This window comes from Bacteroides sp. MSB163 (genome assembly GCF_036416795.1).
Lineage (GTDB): Bacteria > Bacteroidota > Bacteroidia > Bacteroidales > Bacteroidaceae > Bacteroides > Bacteroides maternus.
This window is the reverse complement of sequence record NZ_CP143867.1, coordinates 5743784-5768593: the sequence shown is the minus strand read 5'-3', so window position 1 is coordinate 5768593 and position 24810 is coordinate 5743784. Positions and strand designations below refer to the sequence as shown.

The window sequence follows — 24810 nt, the reverse complement described above, 5'->3', positions numbered from 1 at the left end:
ATGAAAATTAAATATTATATTGTAGCTTTTGCATCTCTGTTGCTTACCGGCTGTAGTGATTTTCTGGACTTGACACCTATATCTGAGGCTTCTTCAGTCAATTACTATAAAAATACTTCTGATATAAATTCTGCATTGTCCGCTTGTTATGGTTCCTTGCAGGGAACCTATCAATATGGCGAATATTTTATTTCCCTCATGGAGCTAAGGTCTGATAATGTGGAAGATATTAATCCCGGTGGAGCAGCTGGTATGTTCTACTTCATTGATAACTTTACTGCTACATCCGGAAATAATGTCGTTCGTTATGCATGGAAAGAATTGTATAACCAGATATATAGATGTAACAATGCACTTGCAAGTATAGATGTGATAACAGATGCCGCGCTGAAAAAGCAGTATGAAGGGGAAGCTCTATTTTTACGGGCTTTAGCATATTTCAATATTGTTCGTCTTTGGGGAGCTGCACCTCTGATCCTGAAACCGGTGACGGCTATTGAAGCCAAGGGGTATGGACGTAGTTCTGTGGCGGATGTTTATAGAGCTATAGAAGAGGATCTGGAGGCTGCGTCCGGTATGCTTACTTCTGCTCATGATGATGACAATCTGGGAAGAGCCACTTCCGTAGCTGCAAAAGCATTATTGGCAAAAGCTTATCTGACACAACAAAAGTGGTCGGCAGCAGCGACTTTGCTGGATAACATAGTCAAAGATTATTCATCTAAATACGGTTTACAGAACACTGTTGCTGATGTTTTTGATGTAAATCAGGAGATGAATAAAGAAATTTTGTTTGCTGTACGATATTCAAAGTCAGTTCTTGGAGAAGGACATGGATACAACGATTACTTTAAGGATAAGTCGGTTATTGATAGCAAACTCTTAGCATCTTATGGAAATACGGACGATCGTAAAGCCATGATCGAATATAAAAAGGTGGATGCTAACAATAATGTAATAGCTAAGTATTATGATACGTTTGACGCTACTACGGCAAAGGTTGGATTTGACTTACCATTATTGAGATGGGCGGATGTATTGCTGATGTGTGCTGAGGCTCATAATGAAGTAGCTTATGAAAACTCTGAATCAAGTAAGGCACTGAGTTACTTGAATTTGATTCGTAAGCGTGCAAATGCAGTGGAATATAAAGTGACGGATTTGAAAGACCAGAGTGCTTTCCGCAAGGCTGTATTGGAAGAACGCCGTTTGGAATTTCCGTTCGAACTGCATCGTTGGTTTGATTTGATCCGTACAGATACGGCGATAGAAGCTATGTCAAAGGTTGGTTTCACAATAACAAAGAATGACTATTTATATCCGATTCCGAAAACAGAGGTTGATTTGATAGACAATCCGGAAACGTTCCCTCAAAATCCGGGATATAACTAATCTGAGTATTTATTGAGTGAGGATGCCTGAAAGTATTGCCTCTCAGGCATCCTTCTAAAACTATGAAACATGAAATATATTTGGGGATTGTTGTTTGCCTTGGTGGCTGAATGTGCTTTCTCGCAAGAATTGCCTCAATGGAAAGAGGGATATATGGATATCCATCATATCAATACCGGACGTGGGGATTGCACCTTTTGTATTTTGCCGGATGGAACTACTCTGTTGATTGATGCCGGAGAGAATAATAGAGTTGGAGCGAGAGTCGTGGCTGCAAAACCTGATGATACCAAGAAAGCTGGTGAGTGGATCGCAGATTATATCCGCTATTTTATACCTAAAGACAAAGAGAACATTGATTATTATCTTTTGACGCATTATCATTCAGACCATATCGGTAGTTGGTTGCATAAAAAAGAGGATAAAGGCAGGTATTATCTGACTGGGATTTCCGAGGTATATCGGAATTTTCCTGCTAAGGTAATCGTGGACAGAGGGGATGACTTTATGCCTCCTTCCGATAAAGATTCTTGCTATATGAACTATCGTAATTTCGTAAAATCAATCTCTGACTGTACCAAACGTGAAACCTTTAATGTGGGATCGTGCAAGCAATTTGTGTTATGCAATGAACCGGAAAAATATCATTCATTTGGTGTGCGTAATGTATATGCTAATGGTAGGGTTTGGGATGGAGATACAGGAGTTACCTCATTATTTTCAGATAAGAGCAACTATTCAAAAAGTGAAATGCCCAGAGAAAATATGTATAGCTGTGTGATAAAGTTGAGTTACGGTGCATTTGATTACTATACAGGAGGGGATATTCCTGGTTTTCCTCGTCCGGGACGTCCTAAATGGCATGATATTGAGACTCCGGTTTCAGATGTGGTAGGTAAGGTAGAAGTGGCGGTTTTAAATCATCATGGCAATGAGGACGGGACTAATGAAAATTTTCTCCGGAATTTATCACCTCAGAATGTCATAATGTCTACTTGGGATGCTCTGCATCCTAATCATACGGTGTTGTATCGTCTGTTTTCTAAAGAAATTTATCAGGAAGAGAGAAAGATATTTTCCACGAATATGCATCCGGCTACTAAAATTGTTATCGGTGATTTGGTTGACAGAATGGCATCCCATCAGGGACATATAATGGTACGTGTATATCCGGGAGGTAACAAATATCGTATCTATGTTTTTGATGATGCGGTTCCTATATCCGAAAGCTATGTCATCTATGAATCGAATCTATTTGAATGTGTAAAATAAACAATAAAATTTATGAGAAGGAATCTATTTTTATTGAGTTGCCTCTTATTGCTGTGTACAGTTGCTTTATGGGGACAAAATCCTGCTGAACGGATTCATACAGCATTTAATGAACCCGCTGAAAAATCAATTCTGGTGGTTTCGCACCGTGCAGATTGGCGTAATGCTCCGGAAAACTCATTGCAAGCCATTCAAAATTGCATTGATATGGGAGTGGATATGGTTGAAATTGATTTGAAGCGTACTAAAGATGGGCATCTTGTTTTGATGCATGATAAAACTATTGACCGTACTACTACGGGTAAAGGTAAACCGGAAGATTATACGTTGGAAGAGTTGCATCAGTTCCGTATGAGAAATGGGGCCGGACATAAAACTCGTCACTTGATACCTACTTTTGAAGAAGTGATGAAGTTATGTAAAGGCAAAATCATGGTGAATGTGGATAAAGGGTATGATTATTTTAAAGAGGCATACGTTATTCTTGAAAAAACAGGTACTGTGCATCAGTGTATAATGAAAGCCGGGCTCCCTTATGATCAGGTGAAAGCTGAGAATGGTGAAGTGTTGGATAAGATGATTTTTATGCCTGTGATCGATTTACACAAGGAAGGTGCAGAAGCGGTTGTTGACGGTTATTTAGAACACATGAAACCCCAGGCTTTTGAATTGGTATTTGATAATGACGGTCCGGAGGTGCAGAGACTGATAAAGAAAGTACGTGATAGTGGTGCTAAGATTTTTATAAATAGTTTGTGGCCGGAACTTTGTGGTGGTCATGATGATGATCTTGCTGTAGAGTTGAAACAACCGGGGGAGAGTTGGGGATGGATCATTGGACAAGGAGCTAAACTGATTCAGACAGATCGTCCTGCACTATTACTGGAATATCTGAAAGCAAAGAAGCTTCACGATTAACCTCACAAGAATATGCTGAAATATATTATTAATTTTTACAGGGTCTCAATGCCGAGACCTTGTAACGGAGAGTCTTTGTCCAAACAGAAGAAACGGTTGAAGCATTTGCAATGGTCTACTTTTTTGGCTGCAACCTTTGGGTATGGTTTGTATTATGTCTGTCGGTTGAGCCTGAATGTAATGAAGAAGCCTATTGTGGATGAGGGAATTTTTTCGGAAACTGAATTAGGAATTATTGGTTCTGTGCTTTTCTTTACTTATGCAATCGGAAAATTTGCAAATGGATTTCTCGCTGATCGTAGCAATATAAACCGCTTCATGACTACCGGTTTATTGGTTACTGCATTGGTTAATCTGTGTTTGGGATTTACCAATTCATTTATCTTGTTTGCCATTCTTTGGGGGATTAGTGGTTGGTTCCAGTCTATGGGAGCTGCTTCGTGTGTAGTGGGGCTTTCCCGTTGGTTTAGTGATAAAGAGCGTGGATCTTTCTATGGATTTTGGTCTGCCAGTCATAACATAGGAGAGGCTTTGACTTTCATCATCGTTGCTTCTGTGGTTAGTGTTCTGGGATGGAGGTATGGTTTTCTGGGCGCAGGTCTCGTGGGGCTTATCGGAGCATTGATTATATGGCATTTCCTTCATGATACTCCGCAGAGTGAAGGCCTGCCGGCGGTGAATCAGCCGAGAGAGAAAAAAGAAATGAATGCTGCGGAAGCAGCTGATTATAATAAAGCGCAAAAACAGGTTTTGTTGATGCCTGCTATCTGGATACTGGCTTTGTCCAGTGCTTTTATGTACATCAGCCGTTATGCAGTGAATAGTTGGGGAGTGTTTTATCTGGAGGCGGAGAAGGGATATACTACTTTGGATGCCAGCTTTATTATTTCGATCAATTCGGTTTGCGGCATTGTTGGTACAGTCTTTTCCGGATTCATATCGGATAAACTGTTCGGAGGGCGTCGCAATGTGCCTGCATTGATTTTTGGATTAATGAATGTAGCCGCTTTGTGTCTGTTTTTACTCGTTCCTGATACACATACTTGGGTAGATGTGACGGCTATGATTTTATTTGGAACAAGTATTGGTGTGTTACTGTGCTTCCTGGGTGGACTGATGGCGGTCGATATTGCTCCGCGTAATGCTTCAGGTGCGGCACTGGGAGTAGTGGGGGTTGCCAGTTACATAGGTGCCGGATTGCAAGATGTGATGAGCGGTGTGTTGATAGAAGGAAACAAAACGGTAGTGAATGGGGCGGATGTTTATGATTTTACGTATATCAATTGGTTTTGGATCGGTGCGGCGGTATTATCAGTATTGTTGGCACTGTTAGTTTGGAATGCTCGGAATGAAGAAATTGAATAGGATTGTAGAAATTAGTCCATCATTCTTGTTTTGAAGTAAAAGCGGAGGCGCGGGAGTAAAAAACTCCCCGCCTTTTTTTGTGCGTGCCGAAGTATTGTTACATTTGTGGCAACATATTGAAAAACACTATTGAATATGAGATACCGATTTATTTCTGAGAGATGTAAAATATTGGGTTTGCTTCTTCTGTTGGCAGCTGGTTCGACTGCACTTCGCGCCCAGGATCAGCCGGGCATTAAAAACATACGTACGGTGGTGTATGAGCCGCTACTGAAGGACACTGTGTGGGTGACCGGTAAGGTGGTGGATTATATCACATTCGTGAAGTATGACAGCAAAGGCCGTACGATGGTAGAGAACAGGCTGAAGCCGGATGGCAGTCCGCATGGTAAGCTGGTGTATGTGTATAACCCTGCCGGACAGGTGTCGCGCGAGATTTATGCGACTGCGGACAGGGGAGTCAGCGATTGCTGGAATTATACGTACGATGAAAAGGGGCGTCTGAATAGCATTGTCTCTATGAACGGGCAGGAAGATACGCTTCAGATTGTTTCTGCGTTGTACGATGAAGCGGGAAAGGTACTGAAAAAGTACTCCAAAGACTATGTGAAAAATAGGTCATGGGGCAGACAAGTGTTGTACAATGCGGAGGGAATGCCGGAGAAAGTAATCCTGATAGATGGTCCGGATGGAAATATGGAACGTGTGGGAGAATACCGGGTTGAAAGTTGGGATACACTGACTCTGAAAAGAATGGGCGCACTACGGTTTGGGAAGATGCGGGTGGTAAAAGAGGATAATCAGAAGAATCCGATTCGGAAGATAGATGAAGCGGGTAACTGGACAGAGCGTTTTGAAGGTTGCAATGAGTATGGAGAACCGAATTTCATTATCCGTAGAGATATAGAGTATGCAGACGGTGGAAATGACTGGGAGAAAATACCCCTGCGCGGTAAAGTGAAGAAGGTACAGCAAAGGTCGTACGTTGCTATCGCCAAAGGTCCGCAGGCTGTGGATAAGGGAGAGAAGAAAGGACAGTTCTTTGTTTACGAGTTTGGTGAAAACGGACGGAAAATGAAAGAAGAACGGTTCACAGAAGCGGGGGGATGCCGGGAAAAGATTCAGTATGAATATGATGAAAATGGGAATTTGTTGAAAGAAAACCATTATACACCGGCGGGGGTACTGACGGTAAACAAGAATTATGGATATGATAAAGAAGGGCGTCTCAGACATTGTTCGATACTGGATGATAAGGGTGAAATTATGCAACGGGATATATTTCGCTACGACATAGAAGGTAATATGGTACAGGAAGCCGGTTACCTGACGAATGGAACAAAATGCAGTGAGTTCCGTTATATGTATGATTCCTATGGGCAGCAAATAGAGCGGAAAGTGCTGTTGCAACCCGAAGGAGTTGATCCGGTTGGCTCTGTCCGGAGAGGCTATAATTTTCAGGGGCGTGTAGTGTTCGAGGAATATCTTTCACCGGATGGTACACCTCAAAGCCAGCATACGTACCGGTACAATACCAAAGGGGAACTGATTTCCGGAACAGAGCGTCCGGAAGGGCAAACTGAAGAAGTGAAATACGTCTATAAGTTCCATAATGACAACCAGGGAAACTGGAAAATCAGAATTAAGTATATAGACGATGTGCCTGTGGTGTACGAAGAGCGTGAATATACATATTATAATTAATCCGCGTTCGTCCGCTTTATTCGCGTTGTCCGCATACCCATTAAAAATAAAAACGAAATTGTATGAAGAAGATTATTAACCCGTGGAAAGATTTGGAAGGATACAATTGTTTCGGTTGTGCTCCCAATAATGAGTCCGGTGTGAAAATGGAGTTTTACGAGGATGGCGATGAGGTGGTAAGCCTTTGGAAGCCGCGTCCTGAGTATCAGGGTTGGCTGAATACGCTGCATGGTGGCATTCAGTCGGTGTTGCTGGATGAAATTTGCGGATGGGTGGTAGTGCGTAAGTTGCAGACAAGCGGGGTGACCTCGAAGATGGAAACTCGTTTTCGTAAACCGGTGTCGACTACAGACTCGCACGTCGTGTTGAGGGCTTCCATACGTGAGCAAAAGCGGAATATCGTGATTATCGACGCGAAACTTTATAATGAGGCGGGAGAGGTGTGCTCGGAGGCGGTATGCACTTACTTCACTTTCCCGAAGGAGAAGGCGGAGCAAGAAATGCACTTTCATCACTGCGATGTGGAGAAGGAGGAGATTCTGCCGCTGATTTAAGTTTGCTCACTATTGGAGGGTTTTGAATGAAGTGATGATTTATTTTTTAGACGCGGATGACACGGATGACGCAGATTTTTTATTTATTGATGTGACAGCGCAGCCTTTAAATCCGTGTCATCCGTGTCATCTGCGTCTAAGAGATTGAATACATAGGCTAAAATCATTTACCTCATTTCTATACCATAATAAATTGATCTGTGCAAATCGGTGTAATTTGTAGCGTAAACTAAGAAAATGATAGGAAAACGAAACTTTTTGTGATAAATCTTTGGAAGTTTCAAACGGATAGTTTACTTTTGTCGCATCAAAACAAAAGAATTGTATGAAAAATATTGTTGCACATCATCACCATCATCATTACCTGACGAATAATCGGTAGGCGTATGATTGTATGTGCATAATGAATAAACATATAAATGACGAGGCTTGCCGGATAATGGCAAGCCTCGTTTTTTGTTTTCAAGAATAAATCATAAATTAAAAATCATAAATCTTATGTTATTAAGAATTGCAGTACAAGCTAAAGGTCGTCTTTATGACGAGACGATGTCATTTCTGGGAGAGTCGGATATCAAATTGAATGCAGTGAAACGTTCATTGCTGGTACAATCGTCTAATTTCCCTGTAGAGGTATTATTCTTGCGTGATGATGATATTCCGCAGTCAGTGGCAACAGGCGTGGCGGATATAGGTATCGTAGGCGAGAATGAATATGTGGAGAAGAATGAAAATGCAGAGATTGTAAAGCGTCTCGGATTCAGCAAATGCCGTTTGTCACTGGCAATTCCGAAGGATATCGAATATCCGGGTGTGCAGTGGTTTGAAGGACGGAAGATTGCGACGTCGTATCCGGGTATCCTCAGTACATTTCTGAAAACACAGAATGTGAGTGCGGAGATACACGTGATTACGGGTTCCGTAGAAGTGGCACCGGGCATCGGACTGGCGGACGCGATTTTTGATATTGTAAGTTCGGGGTCTACGCTGGTGAGCAACCGGTTGAGAGAAGTGGAAGTGGTGATGAAATCGGAAGCACTGCTGATTGGTAACAGGAATCTGTGTGACGAGAAAAAGGAAATCCTGAAAGAGTTGCTTTTCCGTATGGATGCTGTGAAGACAGCGGAAGATAAGAAGTATGTGCTGATGAATGCACCGAAAGAACGTTTGGAAGAGATTATCCAGGTGCTTCCGGGTATGAAGAGTCCGACGGTGATGCCGTTGGCACAGGAGGGCTGGTGCTCAGTTCATACGGTGCTGGATGAAAAGTGCTTCTGGGAGATTATCGGAAAACTGAAGTCGCTGGGGGCAGAAGGAATTTTGGTGCTGCCGATTGAAAAAATGATAATTTAATGAAGAATTAAGAATGAAATTAATAAATAATCCGGATAGATCACAGTGGGCGGAGATATTGAAACGTCCGGTGATGAATACTGAGAATCTGTTCGATACGGTGCGGGAGATTATAGACCGCGTGAAGTCGGACGGTGACCGTGCGGTGCTGGAGATGGAGGCAAAGTTTGATAAGGCGGAGCTGGCATCGCTGGCAGTGACGGAGGCGGAACTGAAAGAAGCGGAGATGCTGGTGGATGAAAAACTGAAGGCGGCTATCCGTCTGGCTAAACAGAATATAGAGACTTTTCATGCTGCACAGCGTTTTGAGGGCAAGAAGGTGGAAACCATGCCGGGCGTGACGTGCTGGCAAAAGGCGGTGGCTATTGAAAAGGTGGGATTGTATATTCCCGGAGGAACGGCTCCTCTGTTCTCTACGGTGCTGATGCTGGCTGTGCCTGCGAAGATTGCGGGTTGCAAGGAGATTGTGCTTTGCACACCGCCGGATAAGGAAGGAAGGGTGCATCCTGCTATTCTTTTTGCCGCACAGGTGGCAGGGGTGAACAGGATATTCAAGGCAGGTGGCGTACAGGCTATTGCTTCGATGGCTTACGGAACGGAAAGCGTGCCGAAGGTTTATAAGATATTCGGTCCGGGAAACCAGTATGTGACGGCAGCGAAACAGTTAGTCAGTCTGCGTGATGTGGCGATTGATATGCCTGCCGGTCCGTCGGAAGTGGAAGTGCTGGCGGACGAAACGGCGAATCCGGTATTTGTAGCTGCGGATCTGCTGAGCCAGGCTGAACACGGTGTGGATAGTCAGGCAATGCTGATTACCACTTCGGAGGCTTTACAACAGGCTGTGAAAGAGGAGGTGGGACGTCAGCTGGAACTTCTGCCCCGTAAGGAAATTGCGGAGAAATCTCTTGCCAACAGTAAGCTTATTGTGGTGAAAGATATGGAAGAGGCCATCGAACTGACAAACGAATATGCGCCCGAACACCTGATTGTGGAAACTGCGGACTATATGCAGGTGGCAGAACGTGTGGTGAATGCGGGCTCGGTTTTCTTGGGATCGCTCTCTCCGGAAAGTGCGGGAGACTATGCTTCGGGAACGAATCATACCTTGCCGACGAACGGATATGCGAAAGCTTATAGCGGTGTGAGCCTGGATAGTTTTATCCGCAAGATTACGTTCCAGGAAATCCGTCAGGAAGGAATGAAGAATATCGGCCCTGCCATTGAAGAGATGGCGGCGAACGAACATCTGGATGCGCACAAAAATGCGGTAACAGTGAGATTAAAAACAATATAGAATACAAATTACAGGGATTACACGAATAAGGGTAAAGATGAAATTTGTGTAATTCGCGTAATTAGTGTTCAATACTTTATCATATTTATAGATCATGAAAACATTGCAAGAATTGACCCGTCCGAATATCTGGAAGCTGAAACCTTACTCTTCGGCGCGTGATGAATATAAAGGTGTAACGGCATCGGTATTTCTCGATGCGAACGAGAACCCGTACAACTTGCCGCACAACCGCTATCCCGACCCGATGCAGTGGGAACTGAAAGCGGAACTTTCCAAGATAAAGAAAGTGTCTCCCGAGCATATTTTCCTGGGCAATGGTAGTGACGAAGCTATTGATCTTGTTTTCCGTGCTTTCTGTGAGCCGGGATTGGACAATGTGGTGGCTATCGATCCTACTTACGGCATGTATCAGGTGTGTGCTGATGTGAATAATGTGGAGTATCGCAAAGTCCTGCTCGACGGGCATTTTCAGTTCTCGGCAGACAAGTTGCTGGCAACTGCGGATGAACGGACGAAACTGATATTCCTGTGTTCGCCCAATAATCCTACGGGAAACGATCTGTTGCGCAGTGAGATAGAGAAGTTGCTGCGTGAGTTTGAAGGGCTGGTGATACTGGATGAGGCGTACAGTGACTTTTCTGAATCTCCGTCGTTCTTGCTGGATTTAGATAAATATCCGAATCTTGTTGTGTTCCAGACTTTCTCTAAAGCATGGGGCTGTGCGGCTATCCGCCTGGGAATGGCGTTCGCTTCTACGGAAATCATCGGTATCCTGAGCAAGATAAAGTACCCTTACAATGTGAACCAACTGACTCAGAAACAGGCAATAGAGATGTTGCATAAGTACTATGAGATAGAGCGTTGGGTGAAGAGGCTGAAAGAGGAACGCGAGGATTTGGAGAAACGTTTTTCCGAACTGCCGTTGACGGTAGAAGTATTTCCGTCTGATGCCAATTTCTTCCTTGCACGGGTGACGGATGCGGTGAAAATTTATAATTATCTGGTAGGAGAGGGGATCATCGTCCGCAACCGTAATTCTATATCGCTTTGCGGAAACTGCTTGCGTGTGACGGTAGGAACGAGGATGGAGAATGATAAACTGATAGAAGCGTTGAAAAGCTATGAGTAAGAAAGTATTATTTATAGACCGTGACGGGACTTTGGTGATTGAACCGCCCGTAGATTACCAGTTGGATTCGCTGGAAAAGTTGGAGTTTTATCCCAAAGTGATGCGTAACCTGGGCTTTATCCGTAGCAAATTGGATTTCGAATTTGCGATGGTGACCAATCAGGATGGGTTGGGCACGGCATCTTTCCCGGAAGAAACTTTCTGGCCTGCGCATAACCTGATGATGAAGACGCTGGAAGGTGAAGGGATTGCGTTTGATGAAATCTTCATCGACCGTAGTATGCCGGAAGATATGGCACCTACCCGGAAGCCACGTACAGGAATGCTGACGAAGTATCTGAATAATCCGGAGTACGATCTTGCCGGAAGTTTCGTTATCGGTGACCGTCCGACGGATGTGGAACTGGCTAAGAACTTGGGGTGCCGGGCTATTTTTTTGCAGGATGATACTGCATTGCTGAAACCGGAATCCGAAGGTGGAACTGCTGCCTGCGAAGGTCTGGAAGAGGTATGTGCCCTTGTCACGAAAGATTGGGATAAAATTGCCGAATTCCTTTTTGCCGGAGAACGGAAAGCGGAAGTACGCCGTACAACAAAGGAAACGGACATTTTCGTGTCTCTGAATCTGGATGGTAACGGTGCCTGCGACATCTATACCGGACTGGGTTTCTTCGACCACATGCTAGAGCAAATAGGCAAGCATGGCGGTCTGGACCTGACGATCCATGTGAAAGGCGATCTGGAAGTGGACGAGCATCATACCATAGAAGACACTGCGATTGCATTAGGCGATTGCATCTATCAGGCATTGGGAAACAAGCGTGGTATCGAGCGTTATGGCTATGCCCTGACGATGGATGACTGCCTTTGCCAGGTTTGCCTGGACTTCGGCGGACGTCCCTGGCTGGTATGGGATGCAGAGTTCATTCGTGAAAAGATTGGTGAGATGCCGACAGAAATGTTCCTGCATTTCTTCAAATCCCTGAGCGATGCTGCCAAGATGAATCTGAATGTAAAAGCGGAAGGTCAGAACGAGCACCATAAGATAGAAGGCATTTTCAAAGCGCTGGCCCGCGCTATAAAGATGGCGGTGAAGAGGGATATCTATCACTTTGAATTGCCGAGTTCGAAGGGAGTGCTTTAATCTAAATATGAAGTATTAAGTATGAAGTATAGCTATGCAGAGTCACAGCGTAGCTTATACTTCATATTTTTCTCACCGTTCAGAAATGGACATCCCCACTGTCCGATAATGAACACCCACCCCTGCCCAGAAGCATCCTAGCGCTTTGGCACGCTCTTTGCTTTTCTGTTTACAACTATTTTTTGATAAACATGAAAAGGAATATTTTACTCGCAGCTTGGATGCTATTTCCGTTCGCCGCTTTTGCACAGAACGATACATTGACAAACAAACGTGAACGTCTCATCACTTTAAATGAAGCGATAGCTTTGGCACGTACCCAGTCAGTGGATGCCGCCGTAGCGCTGAATGAATTGAAGACTTCATACTGGGAATATCGTACTTTCCGTGCCGACCTGTTACCGGAAGTGAATCTGAACGGTACTTTACCTAATTACAATAAATCTTACAGTAGATATCAAAACTCGGATGGTTCCTACTCATTCGTGCGTAACAATACGCTGGGACTTTCCGGAACGCTCTCCATAGACCAGAACTTATGGTTTACGGGCGGTAAACTGTCACTGGCCTCTTCTCTTGAATATATCAAGCAATTAGGCTCCGGAGGAGATAAACGGTTTATGTCCGTCCCCGTCAGCCTGGAATTGTCGCAACCTATTTTCGGAGTGAACAACTTGAAATGGAACCGTCGTATTGAACCGGTGAGATATGCAGAAGCAAAAGCTGCCTTTATCACTGCTACGGAACAGGTGACGATGAAGACAATCACTTATTTCTTCAATCTGCTGCTGGCAAAAGAAAATTTGAAAACTGCTTACCAGAATAAAGTGAATGCCGACCGCCTCTATGAAGTGGCAATGGCAAAGCGCAAGATGGGGCAGATTTCTGAAAATGATCTGTTACAGTTGAAATTGAATGCTTTGCAAGGCAAGGCGGATGTGACGGAAGCGGAGAGTAACCTGAATGCGAAAATGTTCCAGTTGCGTTCCTTCCTCGGTTTGTCGGAAGACGAGAGCCTGAATCCGATGTTGCCGAATTCTGCACCGGATATGAAGATGGAATATAATCTTGTATTGAACAAAGCTCTGGATCGGAACTCGTTTGCACAGAATATCCGTCGTCGCCAGTTGGAAGCGGACTATGAAGTGGCTACGGCTCGCGGAAATTTGCGCAGCATAGACTTGTTTGCCAGTGTGGGTTATACAGGGCAGGATCGTGATTTGACATCCGCTTACAAGGGGCTGCTGGATAATCAGATTGTGCAGGTAGGTGTGAAAGTACCTATCTTGGACTGGGGAAAACGCCGAGGAAAAGTACGTGTGGCAAAGAGTAACCGTGAAGTGGTGCTTTCCAGAATCCGTCAGGAACAGATGGACTTCAATCAGGATATTTTCCTGCTCGTAGCGAACTTCAATAATCAGGCACAACAATTGGGCATTGCACAGGAAGCTGACGGCATTGCCGAGAAACGTTATAAAACCAGTGTGGAAACCTTTATGATCGGACAAATCAGTACGCTGGACCTGAACGACGCACAGAAATCAAAAGATGAAGCAAGACAGAAACATATTTCCGAGCTCTATTATTATTGGTACTATTTCTATCAAATCCGCAGTCTGACACTTTGGGATTTTGAACGGAATTGCGAACTGGAGGCGGACTTTGAAGAAATTGTGAGAGACTGAGTTTGAGTTATGAGTTATGAATAATAACTTATAACTCATAACCGTTTTTCTCTTGTTATTGAAAAAAACAGTGTTATTCTGTGCATTCTGTGTGAAATCGTTTATTTTTGCAAACCATAAAACAACGAAATCTTATGATACTGATAATCGACGATGATAGTGCCGTACGTTCTTCCCTCAGTTTTATGCTGAAACGTGCAGGATATGAAGCGCAAACTGTTCCCGGACCGCGCGAAGCAATGGATGTGGTGCGTGCCGAGGCACCTGCCCTCATTTTGATGGACATGAACTTCACCCTTTCCACAACGGGAGAAGAGGGATTGACTTTGCTGAAGCAAGTGAAAATATTCCGCCCTGATGTACCCGTTATCCTGATGACAGCATGGGGTAGTATACAACTTGCCGTGCAGGGTATGCAGGCAGGCGCGTTCGACTTTATCACGAAGCCGTGGAACAATGCTGCTTTGCTGCAACGCATCGAGACAGCCCTTGAACTGACTGCCGTCCCGAAAGATGCACCGGAAGAACAGAGTGAGACGTTGAACCGCAGCCATATCATCGGAAAATCTCAGGGATTGATGGAAGTGTTGAATACGGTGGCACGCATTGCGCGTACCAATGCTTCGGTGCTGATTACCGGTGAGAGTGGAACAGGTAAAGAATTGATTGCCGAAGCCATCCACATCAACAGCCAGCGGGTGAAACAGCCGTTTGTAAAAGTCAACCTGGGCGGTATCTCGCAGAGTCTTTTTGAAAGTGAAATGTTCGGTCATAAGAAAGGTGCTTTTACAGATGCGACAACAGACCGTGTAGGGCGCTTTGAACTTGCCAACAAGGGTACTATCTTCTTGGATGAAATTGGTGACCTTGATCCTTCCTGCCAGGTGAAACTGCTTCGTGTATTGCAGGATCAGACGTTTGAAGTGCTGGGTGACAGCCGTCCCCGCAAGACGGATATCCGTGTGGTATCCGCCACCAATGCTGACCTCCGCAAGATGGTATCGGAACGTACATTCCGCGAAGATTTGTTCTATCGTATCAATCTGATAACTGTTAAGCTGCCTGCCCTTCGCGAACGCCGTGAAGATATTCCTTTGCTGGCACGTCACTTTGCCGACCGTCAGGCAGAGATCAACGGACTACCCCGCACGGAATTTTCGGCAGATGCCCTGAACTTCCTTTCCCGTTTGCCTTATCCGGGAAATATCCGTGAATTGAAGAACCTTGTGGAGCGTACGATTCTCGTCAGCGGGAAGCCGACACTGGATGCTTCGGATTTCGATGCACAATATCTGCGTCATGATGAACCGGTGAAGGCCTCGGAATCATCGTCTCTGGCAGGCATGACGCTGGATGAAATAGAGCGTCAGACTATTTTGCAGGCACTCGATCGCCATAAGGGAAATCTCAGTCAGGTAGCTATGACACTCGGCATCAGTCGTGCCGCGCTCTATCGCCGACTGGAAAAGTTTAATATAACGGTTAATGAAAAGTGATTTAATCATTAACTCCTAATCACTACTATCGTGAGAATAAAGTTCTATTTCTCCATACTTGTCCTCTTCCTCCTGGGGTTAGGTGGTGCTCTTCTCTACTTGGCGAAGGGGATGCAGATATTGCATCTTTACATTGTAGAGGGGATCATTGCGTGTATCCTGGTGTTTTTGGTTGTCTTTTACCGTAAAATCGTGAAGCCGATGAATATTATCGGCAGCGGTATGGAATTGCTGCGCGAACAGGATTTCAGCAGCAGGCTCAGCAAAGTAGGGCAATACGAGTCGGACCGCATTGTAAATGTGTTCAACCGTATGATGGAGCAATTGAAGAACGAACGTTTGCGCTTGCGCGAGCAAAATCATTTTCTAGACTTGCTAATCCAGGCTTCGCCAATGGGAGTTGTCATTACCACACTGAACGGTGAAATATCCCAGCTTAATCCGATGGGATTGAAGATGATGGGAGTACGCCTGGAAGAGATTATGGGAAAGAAAATAGAGAATATAGACTCTCCTTTAGCTGAAGAACTGGCGAATATCTCAAAAGATCAGACGGCAGTGGTGCGTCTGAATGACTCGAATATCTATAAGTGTACCCATTCCTCTTTTATCGACAGAGGTTTTCATCATCCTTTCTATCTGATAGAGAAGATGACGGACGAGGTGATGCGTGCTGAAAAGAAAGCGTATGAGAAGGTGATCCGTATGATTGCGCACGAGGTGAACAATACGACGGCGGGTATTACATCTACTCTCGATACCGTGGAGCAAGCCCTTTCCACCGAAGAGGATATGGAGGATATCTGCGATGTAATGCGCGTTTGTACCGAACGTTGCTTCTCCATGAGCCGCTTTATCACCCGTTTTGCCGATGTCGTGAAGATTCCTGAGCCCACCTTGGTTACGGGCAAACTGAATGAATTGGCCTCAATGTGTAAACGCTTTATGGAGGGTATGTGCAATGACCGGAATATTCTTCTCTGGCTGGAATGTGATCCGAAGCTGGAACCGGTACGCTTTGACGCGGCATTGCTGGAACAGGTGTTGGTGAATATTATCAAGAATGCTGCGGAAAGTATCGAACATGCACCCGAAGGAACGATCCAGCAGGGTAGGGTTGTAGTCCGTACAATTGCTCCTACCACGATTGAAGTGGTAGATAATGGCCCTGGGATAACAAAAGAGACTGAAGCAAAGCTCTTCAGTCCTTTCTTTTCTACCAAACCGAACGGGCAGGGAATCGGTCTGGTGTTTATTCGCGAGGTGCTTACCCGTCATGGGTGTACGTTCTCTTTACGCACGTACAGTGATGGGTTGACACGGTTCCGCATTATTTTTCCGTAAATGATAATTTACCAGCGTAGCGCTGGAGCAAGGTTCTCCTTCGGCGTGCAAGTAATCTTTCAGACACGGATGACACGGATGACGCGAATTCTTTTTTCCTTCGGTGTGATATGCCGATATGTATAGCGCAGCTTTAAAAATCCGCGTCATCCGTGTCATCCGCGTCTAAAAGATTAAAGTCCGCATTCGTCCGCCTCATCCGCGTCGTCCGCGTACCAATTCTTTCACCCGCTAAATTATCATTTATCTTTCTTCCAATCCTTAGCATACTCATCCAGTATCCTTTTTATTCCCTGGCCGATGACCACATAGTCCTTTTCGTTCAGGTTGGCAAGCGAGGCGCGTATGCTCCATTCCGGACCATCGAAACCACCGCCGTTCAGCAGGACGAGAGACGTTTCTTTCGCCAGGCGGAATACGACGTTCAGCGGGCTGTAGGTACGTTTCAGGTATTCTACGAAATCATCTCCATAGAATTTCTTTGCCCATACCAGCATGTCGATCTCTGTATAATACCCTACACGGAGTGGGTCTTTTATCAACGTGAATCCCGTATTATCCCACAAGGCATACAGACGTTTTTCAATGATTTCCATCATCTTCAGTTTATATTTATTTTCCTTATCTAGCAGGGCGAAGGAAGCGAATAAACTCATTTGCATCTGTTGGGGTAATGACAGGCCGGCGGTATGGTTTAGTGCAACCTGTCGGCTGTCAGCTACCATACGGTCGATGAACTTCATTTTTTCGGGATGCAGAGTCAGACTTGAGTAACGGCGGTTCAGCGCATTGCGTTTATCTTCCGGCAGGCGGGCGATTTGCTTGTCGTAGATGTTGTCTTCGTGCAGGGCGATGACGGCATCACGCCAACCGGTAGCTCCGAAATATTTGGAGAAGGAATATACGCAAAGCGTATTGTGTGGCAGTTCAGCCATGAATGAGCGGAAGTGCGGGCTGAATGTGCCGTATACATCATCCGTGATAACCATCAGGTTGGGGTTATCATTCTTCACGATATCGACAATGCGTGCCATCGTCTCCGGGCTGAGGGCGTAACTGGGCGGATTGCTGGGATTGGTCACGAAGAGCGCTTTGATGGCGGGATTTTTCAGGCGGTCGATGTCCTTGTCATTGTATTGCCAGAGGTGGAATCCGTCATCCGTCATGCGGTCGGCATGCAGTTCTATCATGTTGAACTGGTAGCGACTCAGTTGCGGAATTTCAATGTAGGGGGTGAATGCGGGCACCATCAGGGCGATGCCGTCACCTTTATCCAGCAGGAAGTTCTCCTGGAGGGAGTCGAAGAGGTAACACATGGCGGCGGTTCCGCCTTCGGTGGCAAAGAGGTCGAATGTGCCGTGTGGAGGGCGGTTATCGCACATTTCTTGCGACAGATAATCTTGCACCAGTATTTCGGTGAAGTGCAGGATGCGGTCGGGCACAGGGTACTGGTCGCCGATGACGGCTTCTGTCCATTCATGCACCAGGGAGTCGGGATCGGCGGCATGTTGCATTAACAGGTAGTTATAGGTTTGCTCCAGGAGTTTGGCACCGTGGGCGGCGTTGTTCTTTTTGAGGAAGGCTTCGAAGCGGGAGGCAATGCCTTCTTTTTGAGGAATTCCGGCGATACCTTCGGGGAGGTTCATGACGCGGCGACATTCTTCCAGTCCGAACTGTCCCAGGAGGAAGAAAGCTTCGCGAGGGATGGTAGCTATCCAGTTAGGATTACCGCGTCCGGCGTTCAGCATCGTGCGGGCAGTTTTCTTCAGGCTTTCATCGGCCATATCGATCAATTGGTTTTTCAGCTCGAATGGGCTGATCGTTTCCATTTTCTTTTCAAAATTCTTGGTATCCATATAGTTAAGTTTTTAATTGTTATTATATTATTTCTTTGGTGCGACAAACTAATCTCCGGGATGCAAGAAACTAATCCCGGAGATGCATAAAACTATTCATACTATAATTGTTCTTGTTTCTTACAACAGTTATGTTGATATCTTACAATAGTTATATTTCTTTCTTACAACAACTGTTGTATGAATAAAAAGATGCCTCTTGAAGATTAGTTTCTTGCCTTGTAGCGATTAGTTTCTTGCATGCCGCATATTAGTTGCCTGCCACGCACTCCGGGTTAAATCAGGAGTACGATGACGACACCCCATATTATTAATAAGGTGTTGCCCACAGCATACGTTACCGTATAACCCAGCGCAGGCGTTTCGCTTTCCACTGCATCTTGTATTGCTCCCAGTGCGGCTGTCGTTGTACGTGCTCCGGCACAGCATCCCAGTGTTATTGCAGGGTGGAACTTGAAGACGTACTTACCCAGTAGTAAACCGATGATTAACGGCAGGGTAGTAGCTATGGCACCTACAATGAATAAACTGAGTCCGACATCCCGGAAACCCTGTACGAAACTCGGTCCGGCAGCTATTCCCACTACAGCGATGAACATATTTAGCCCTACATTATTCAGTACCCACAGGGAAGCTTCGGGGATACGTCCGAACGTAGGATGCTTGCTGCGCAGCCAACCGAAGAATAATCCGGCTATCAATGCGCCGCCGCTCGTACTCAGACTGATGGGGACACCACCGATGTGGATGGATAATGCACCGAACAAACCACCTATCAGAATACCTAATCCAACGAATATCATATCCGTTTGGTGGGTAGGCCGATCCACATATCCTATTTGTACAGCGGCACTTTCCACTTCTTGCTTGGTGCCTACTACTTCGATGACGTCGCCGGCATCCAATTTGGTCTGTGCCAATACGGGTATTTCAATTCCCGCACGCTTGATGCTGCGGATACTGACGCCATGCATGAATTTGTGCCGGCGGATATTCGCCACTGTCTTTCCGGCGAACGTTTTCTTTGTGACTGTGACAGGTAACGTCTCTGCCGGGAAATCAAGCAACTGTGCGTCCTGTATTTCATTGCCTATCCAGTCCTCTTCGCCGATAACGAATTCACGGCGTCCGCTGAGAACTACTTCGTCTCCTATATTCAATACGGTATTCGGGGATACATCCCGAACGACTCCTTGCTTACGCAGGCGCTCTACGAACAGGCGTTTGCCATCTTTCTGGAAGTACATTTCCAGGTCGATTACCCGACGGCCTTGTTTGAACCATTCGTTCTCTATCTTGTAGGCGCGGAAGGTTACGGGGCGTGCGGCGTGCATGAAGCCCGGTTCGTCTGCCTCGGAACTACCCATTTTGGCTTCCAGTTCTTTGCAGGCAGCTTTAACTTTCTCCAGTCCGCCCAATAGTTTGGGACCGAGGGAGGAGAGTACCCAGGCTGAACCTGCCGTACCGAAAACGTAAGTCACAGCGTATGATACGGGGATGATATTGATATAACTTTGACGTTGCGCTTCGTCCAGTCCCATGTTTGCCATGGTGTCTTCGGCTACTCCGATGACGGCGGAGATGGTCTGCGAACCTGCCAGTAATCCGGCGGCTTCACCGGGATTGTAGCCCATCACGAGGGCTAGAAGCCAGGTTACCACTAATACCGATACACACATCAGTACGGCAAATCCTACCTGGGGAAGTCCGTCCTTTTTCAGTCCGCGGAAGAACTGCGGCCCTACTTTATATCCGACGGCGAACAGAAAGAGAAGAAAGAACACGGATTTGATGGGACCTGGCACGTCAATCTTTAACTGTCCTACCAATACGCCTACAAGCAATACGCTTGTGACCGTCCCCAAGCTGAACTTTCCGATGCGTAGCTTGCCAAGCCAAAACCCCAGAAACAGGGTGAGGAATATGGCAAGTTCGGGGCGCTCCCTAAGCTGGTTTATTATCCATTCCATAATTAAGTTGTTTAGGTTATTAATTGTTTTTCGATGCTTTTCGCGTCGTTTAAGATATATACAACAGCCTGCAAAAGGAAGTGTTTCGTACAAAAGTGGTTTTTTAGAACATTTATTGAGTAAAACCGAACTTTCTAAAAAAGTTTTCTTTCGTAACTTTGCGGGCGCAGAAGAAGGGTAAATGATAATTTAGCGGGTGAAAGATTACTTGCACGCTGAAGGAGAACCTTGCTCCAGCGCTACGCTGGTAAATTATCATTTATCTTTCAACATTATATAAATAGGTATGAGGTTTACTTTTTTAAGGATTTTATTGTTCATCAGCCTTTGCTGGATGAGTTTGCCCCTGTGGGCACAATATATGGTACAAGGTGTTGTCACAGACTCGTTAACTCGTGAGCCTCTGCCTTATACATCTGTGTATCTGAAAGGTACTACCGAGGGAGGTATGACCAACGACAAAGGACAGTTTTCTTTCAAGACCTATCGTCCCCAAGCCGTGCTGGTGATTTCTGCCGTTGGATATAATGAGTATACCCGCCTCATTCACCCGGCACGCAATGTTCGCTTCAACATCGCCCTTTCTCCGGCAACATATGCGCTGAACGAGGTGGTAGTGAAACCCAAACGGGAGCGGTATAAGAAAAAAGATAATCCCGCCGTGGAATTTGTGCGACAAATGATAGAACATCGGGATGACTATTCGCCCAAAGAGTTGGACTTCTGGCAACGGGATCGTTATGAGAAGATGACCTTTGCCATCAACAATTTCGACAGCGTAAAGCAACAGAAGTGGCTTTATCGTAAATTCAAGTTCCTGACGGACTATGTGGATACTTCCGCCGTTACGGGAAAGCCCGTGCTTGCCGTTTCCAACCGTGAGCTGCTGGCTACGGACTATTACCGCAAATCTCCCAAAAGCCAGAAACAGCGCGTACATGCCCGCCGACAGGCCGGTGTGGATGAGATGCTTTCGCAGCAAGGCATGGAGCAAGCTATCAGTGTGACGATGACAGATGTAGATATTTATGAGAACAACATCACGCTGTTTACCAATAAGTTCGTGAGTCCACTCTCTTCCCTGGGGCCTTCATTCTATAAATATTATCTGATGGATACGCTTACGATAGCGGGTCAGCCTTGTGTGGATCTGACGTTCGTACCCTTCAATTCCGAGTCCTTCGGTTTTACGGGACACTTGTACGTTACTTTGGATAGTACCTATTTTGTGCGTCGTGCCACCATGAACTTTCCACAGAAAATCAATCTGAATTTTGTGGATTATATGTCTCTTGAACAGAACTTTACCCGTGGGGCAGACGGTACGCGCCAGTTGGCTGACGAGCATATCACCACCGAATTCAAGCTGGTGGACAACAGTGACGGTATCTATGCCAAGCGGGATGTATATTACAGGAACTATGTGTATAAACCTTCTGCGGATGCCCTTTCGGCCTTTAAGAAGCCGGAAAAAGTGATTGAGCCGGCCGAAGCAACGCATCGCACGGAAGCTTACTGGGACGATAACCGTCAGGTGGAAGTCAGCAAGAAGGAAACTTCCGTTGATAAAATGATGGCGCAGCTTCGCACGTATCCTGTCTATTACTGGACGGAGAAGACCTTGAAAGTGTTGTTTACCGGATACATACCCGCACCTAAAGAGAAAGAACCCCTGTTCTATATAGGTATGATGAATACCACCATAAGCGGTAACACCCTGGAAGGTGTGCGTCTGCGTGCGGGAGGTATGACTACGGCATGGCTGAATCCACACCTCTTTTATAAGGGATATATGGCGTATGGTTTTAAAGACCATCGGATGAAGGGAATGGCGGAAGTGGAATACTCTTTCCATAAGAAGAAGGAGTATGCCAACGAATTTCCTATTCACTCTTTGAAAGCACGATATACCTCGGATGTAAACCAATACGGACAACATTACCTCTATACCAGTCAGGACAACGTATTCCTGAGCTTGAAGCGCCAGAAGGACGACCGGATAGGCTATCAGCGCAAGGCGGAACTGACTTATAACAATGAGTTCCATTCCGGTTTCTCCTTTCAGCTCACATCCCGCTTCCGGCAGGATGAGTCTTCGTATCTTATCCCTTTCCTGAAACAGGATGAGATGGCAACGCCCGTGAAGAAAATATCGAATACCGAGTTTGAAGTAAAATTGCGTTATGCGCCGAATGAAAAATTCTTTCAGACGCAATGGAACCGCTTTCCGGTATCGCTGGATGCTCCGGTCTTCTCGCTTTCGCATACGATGGCTGCAAAAGGAATGTTGGGCGGTGATTATACCTATCAATATACAGAGGCAGGTTTTCAGAAACGTTTCTGGTTTTCGGCCTTTGGCTATACGGACGTTATCCTGAAAGCTGGAAAAGTTTGGAATAAAGTACCTTTCCCGCTACTGATTATCCCGAACGCTAACCTCTCTTATACCATTCAGCCGGAGTCTTACTCCCTGATGAATGCCATGGAGTTTATGAACGATGAATATGCTTCGTGGGACGTTACTTACTATCTAAATGGCTTTTTGTTCAACCGCGTACCTTTGCTGAAAAAGTTGAAATGGCGTGAAGTCCTTTCGTTTCGGGGATTGTACGGGAATTTGAGCGACAAAAATAATCCGACAGTCAGCAATGACCTTTTTCGTTTTCCCGCTACAACCTCTTATATGGGCGATACTCCTTATATGGAAGTGGGTGTCGGTGTGGAGAATATTTTGAAGGTTCTCCGTTTCGATTATGTCTGGCGATTAACTTACAGAAATCTGCCTGGAATTGATAAATCCGGTCTTAGAATCAGTCTGCACATGACCTTTTAACTTAAATCTTACTAACAGAACATTAAATCGGATAAAAAGACGAGTCTCAATTGAACAAAATAGCCTAAATTTGAGCAATTTTTTAAACTTTAAAAGATACAATGGCAATGAAAGAAAACATTAAGCCGGCAACTGGTCGTTTGGGTGTACTGGTAGTCGGAGTGGGTGGCGCGGTCTCAACCACCATGATAACGGGTACATTGGCTGCTCGTAAGGGACTGGCAAAACCTATTGGGTCTATTACACAGATGGCCACAATACGCATGGAGAACAACGACGAAAAGCTGATTAAGGACGTAGTGCCTTTGGCAGATTTGAACGACATTGTTTTCGGCGGATGGGATATCTTCCCTGATAATGCATACGAAGCTGCGATGTATGCAGAAGTTCTGAAAGAAAAAGACTTAAATCTGGTAAAAGAGGAATTGCAAGCTATCAAACCGATGCCTGCTGCCTTTGACCACAACTTTGCAAAACGTCTGAATGGTACGTACATCAAACAGGCTGCCACCCGTTGGGAAATGATGGAGCAACTGCGTGAGGATATCCGTAACTTCAAGGCTGCCAACAACTGCGAACGTATTGCCGTGCTGTGGGCTGCAAGTACTGAAATCTACGTTCCGTTGTGTAAAGAACACGAGTCGCTTGCTGCTTTGGAAGAAGCAATGAAGGCTAATAACACGGAAGTGATTTCTCCGAGTATGTGCTATGCTTATGCTGCAATTGCAGAAGGTGCTCCGTTCATTATGGGTGCTCCTAACTTGTGCGTAGATACTCCGGCAATGTGGGAATTCTCTAAGAAGATGAATGTGCCCATCTCCGGTAAGGACTTCAAGAGTGGACAGACACTGATGAAAACAGTGCTCGCTCCGATGTTCAAGACTCGTATGCTGGGTGTAAGCGGTTGGTTCTCTACCAACATCCTGGGTAACCGTGACGGCGAAGTGCTCGATCAACCCGAAAACTTCAAAACAAAAGAAGTCAGCAAGTTGTCTGTTATCGATAACATCTTCGAACCTGAAAAATATCCCGATCTCTATGGTGATGTTTACCACAAGGTTCGTATCAACTACTATCCTCCCCGTAAAGATAATAAGGAAGCATGGGATAACATCGACATCTTCGGATGGATGGGGTACCCGATGGAAATCAAAGTAAACTTCCTGTGCCGTGACTCTATTCTTGCAGCTCCTATTGCACTCGACCTCGTTATTTTCAGTGATCTGGCATTGCGTGCAGGTATGTCTGGAATCCAGACTTGGTTGTCATTCTTCTGCAAGAGCCCGATGCACGACTTTGAGCATGAACCGATTCATGATCTGTTCACTCAATGGAGAATGGTGAAAGAAACAATCCGTACGATGGTGGGTGAAAAATCACCGAGCTATCTGGATTAATAAATAATAATAAGGTGATAAGGTGGTAGAGTGATAAAGTGGTGATGTAGTATTACTTTACCGCTTTACCACTTTATCACCTTATCACTCTTTTATATCTT

Annotated in this window: 17 protein-coding genes; 15 read left to right on the top strand and 2 right to left on the bottom strand. The window is 45.4% G+C overall.

Annotated features, from left to right (window positions below; genetic code table 11):
- From VYM24_RS22770 to VYM24_RS22710, 13 genes are all read left to right on the top strand, one after another.
- On the top strand, positions 1-1392 hold the full coding sequence (locus VYM24_RS22770; protein ID WP_330940992.1) for a RagB/SusD family nutrient uptake outer membrane protein: 1392 nt from the start codon (positions 1-3) through the stop codon (positions 1390-1392).
- A 69-nt stretch (positions 1393-1461) separates the two neighbouring features.
- Positions 1462-2664 (top strand): ComEC/Rec2 family competence protein, encoded by a 1203-nt coding sequence (locus VYM24_RS22765; RefSeq protein ID WP_299092326.1) that lies wholly within the window; start codon positions 1462-1464, stop codon positions 2662-2664.
- Positions 2665-2676: 12 nt separating this feature from the next.
- Positions 2677-3582, top strand: coding sequence for a glycerophosphodiester phosphodiesterase family protein (locus tag VYM24_RS22760; protein ID WP_299092329.1), 906 nt, complete (start codon positions 2677-2679; stop codon positions 3580-3582).
- Between the two features lie 12 nt (positions 3583-3594).
- The gene (locus VYM24_RS22755) at positions 3595-4947 is read left to right on the top strand and encodes an MFS transporter (RefSeq protein WP_299092331.1); all 1353 of its coding nucleotides are present in this window, start codon (positions 3595-3597) and stop codon (positions 4945-4947) included.
- A 135-nt stretch (positions 4948-5082) separates the two neighbouring features.
- Entirely contained in the window at positions 5083-6651 is a 1569-nt protein-coding gene (locus VYM24_RS22750; RefSeq protein ID WP_299092333.1) for a hypothetical protein, read from the top strand.
- 62 nt (positions 6652-6713) lie between these two features.
- Positions 6714-7205 carry a PaaI family thioesterase gene (locus VYM24_RS22745; protein ID WP_138291176.1) on the top strand — a complete coding sequence of 164 codons (492 nt, stop codon included), beginning with the start codon at positions 6714-6716 and terminating at the stop codon, positions 7203-7205.
- 498 nt (positions 7206-7703) lie between these two features.
- Positions 7704-8558, top strand: a complete 855-nt coding sequence (hisG, locus tag VYM24_RS22740; protein WP_291552302.1) for an ATP phosphoribosyltransferase — start codon at positions 7704-7706, stop codon at positions 8556-8558.
- Between the two features lie 13 nt (positions 8559-8571).
- Positions 8572-9852: a histidinol dehydrogenase gene (gene hisD, locus VYM24_RS22735; protein WP_299087533.1), complete on the top strand. Its 1281-nt coding sequence runs from the start codon at positions 8572-8574 to the stop codon at positions 9850-9852.
- A gap of 94 nt (positions 9853-9946) precedes the next feature.
- On the top strand, positions 9947-10984 hold the full coding sequence (gene hisC, locus VYM24_RS22730; protein ID WP_330940991.1) for a histidinol-phosphate transaminase: 1038 nt from the start codon (positions 9947-9949) through the stop codon (positions 10982-10984).
- The gene (gene hisB / locus VYM24_RS22725) at positions 10977-12128 is read left to right on the top strand and encodes a bifunctional histidinol-phosphatase/imidazoleglycerol-phosphate dehydratase HisB (RefSeq protein ID WP_291552306.1); all 1152 of its coding nucleotides are present in this window, start codon (positions 10977-10979) and stop codon (positions 12126-12128) included. Before hisC ends, hisB begins: the two co-directional genes overlap by 8 nt.
- A gap of 191 nt (positions 12129-12319) precedes the next feature.
- Positions 12320-13813: a TolC family protein gene (locus VYM24_RS22720; RefSeq protein ID WP_291552308.1), complete on the top strand. Its 1494-nt coding sequence runs from the start codon at positions 12320-12322 to the stop codon at positions 13811-13813.
- Between the two features lie 134 nt (positions 13814-13947).
- Positions 13948-15309, top strand: coding sequence for a sigma-54-dependent transcriptional regulator (locus VYM24_RS22715; protein ID WP_007664058.1), 1362 nt, complete (start codon positions 13948-13950; stop codon positions 15307-15309).
- A 30-nt stretch (positions 15310-15339) separates the two neighbouring features.
- Positions 15340-16653, top strand: a complete 1314-nt coding sequence (locus VYM24_RS22710; protein ID WP_299087545.1) for a sensor histidine kinase — start codon at positions 15340-15342, stop codon at positions 16651-16653.
- A 239-nt stretch (positions 16654-16892) separates the two neighbouring features.
- Here VYM24_RS22710 and aspD read toward each other — a convergent pair whose 3' ends face one another.
- Positions 16893-18509: an aspartate 4-decarboxylase gene (gene aspD, locus VYM24_RS22705; protein ID WP_299087620.1), complete on the bottom strand. Its 1617-nt coding sequence runs from the start codon at positions 18507-18509 to the stop codon at positions 16893-16895.
- Between the two features lie 275 nt (positions 18510-18784).
- A complete protein-coding gene (gene aspT, locus VYM24_RS22700; RefSeq protein WP_022210688.1) occupies positions 18785-20479 on the bottom strand; it encodes an aspartate-alanine antiporter in 1695 nt (564 codons plus the stop codon).
- Positions 20480-20765: 286 nt separating this feature from the next.
- Between aspT and VYM24_RS22695 the strand changes: the two genes are divergently transcribed.
- Positions 20766-23312, top strand: a complete 2547-nt coding sequence (locus VYM24_RS22695) for a DUF5686 and carboxypeptidase-like regulatory domain-containing protein (RefSeq protein WP_291552320.1) — start codon at positions 20766-20768, stop codon at positions 23310-23312.
- Between the two features lie 107 nt (positions 23313-23419).
- On the top strand, positions 23420-24709 hold the full coding sequence (locus VYM24_RS22690; protein WP_022210690.1) for an inositol-3-phosphate synthase: 1290 nt from the start codon (positions 23420-23422) through the stop codon (positions 24707-24709).
- Positions 24710-24810: the final 101 nt, after the last annotated feature.

Bases quoted from the DNA above. Each gene is read 5' to 3' on its own strand.
- VYM24_RS22770 (WP_330940992.1), top strand. From the start codon at position 1: ATGAAAATTAAATATTATATTGTAGCTTTTGCATCTCTGTTGCTTACC.
- VYM24_RS22765 (WP_299092326.1), top strand. From the start codon at position 1,462: ATGAAATATATTTGGGGATTGTTGTTTGCCTTGGTGGCTGAATGTGCT.
- VYM24_RS22760 (WP_299092329.1), top strand. From the start codon at position 2,677: ATGAGAAGGAATCTATTTTTATTGAGTTGCCTCTTATTGCTGTGTACA.
- VYM24_RS22755 (WP_299092331.1), top strand. From the start codon at position 3,595: ATGCTGAAATATATTATTAATTTTTACAGGGTCTCAATGCCGAGACCT.
- VYM24_RS22750 (WP_299092333.1), top strand. From the start codon at position 5,083: ATGAGATACCGATTTATTTCTGAGAGATGTAAAATATTGGGTTTGCTT.
- VYM24_RS22745 (WP_138291176.1), top strand. From the start codon at position 6,714: ATGAAGAAGATTATTAACCCGTGGAAAGATTTGGAAGGATACAATTGT.
- hisG (WP_291552302.1), top strand. From the start codon at position 7,704: ATGTTATTAAGAATTGCAGTACAAGCTAAAGGTCGTCTTTATGACGAG.
- hisD (WP_299087533.1), top strand. From the start codon at position 8,572: ATGAAATTAATAAATAATCCGGATAGATCACAGTGGGCGGAGATATTG.
- hisC (WP_330940991.1), top strand. From the start codon at position 9,947: ATGAAAACATTGCAAGAATTGACCCGTCCGAATATCTGGAAGCTGAAA.
- hisB (WP_291552306.1), top strand. From the start codon at position 10,977: ATGAGTAAGAAAGTATTATTTATAGACCGTGACGGGACTTTGGTGATT.
- VYM24_RS22720 (WP_291552308.1), top strand. From the start codon at position 12,320: ATGAAAAGGAATATTTTACTCGCAGCTTGGATGCTATTTCCGTTCGCC.
- VYM24_RS22715 (WP_007664058.1), top strand. From the start codon at position 13,948: ATGATACTGATAATCGACGATGATAGTGCCGTACGTTCTTCCCTCAGT.
- aspD (WP_299087620.1), bottom strand. From the start codon at position 18,509: ATGGATACCAAGAATTTTGAAAAGAAAATGGAAACGATCAGCCCATTC.
- aspT (WP_022210688.1), bottom strand. From the start codon at position 20,479: ATGGAATGGATAATAAACCAGCTTAGGGAGCGCCCCGAACTTGCCATA.
- VYM24_RS22695 (WP_291552320.1), top strand. From the start codon at position 20,766: ATGAGGTTTACTTTTTTAAGGATTTTATTGTTCATCAGCCTTTGCTGG.
- VYM24_RS22690 (WP_022210690.1), top strand. From the start codon at position 23,420: ATGAAAGAAAACATTAAGCCGGCAACTGGTCGTTTGGGTGTACTGGTA.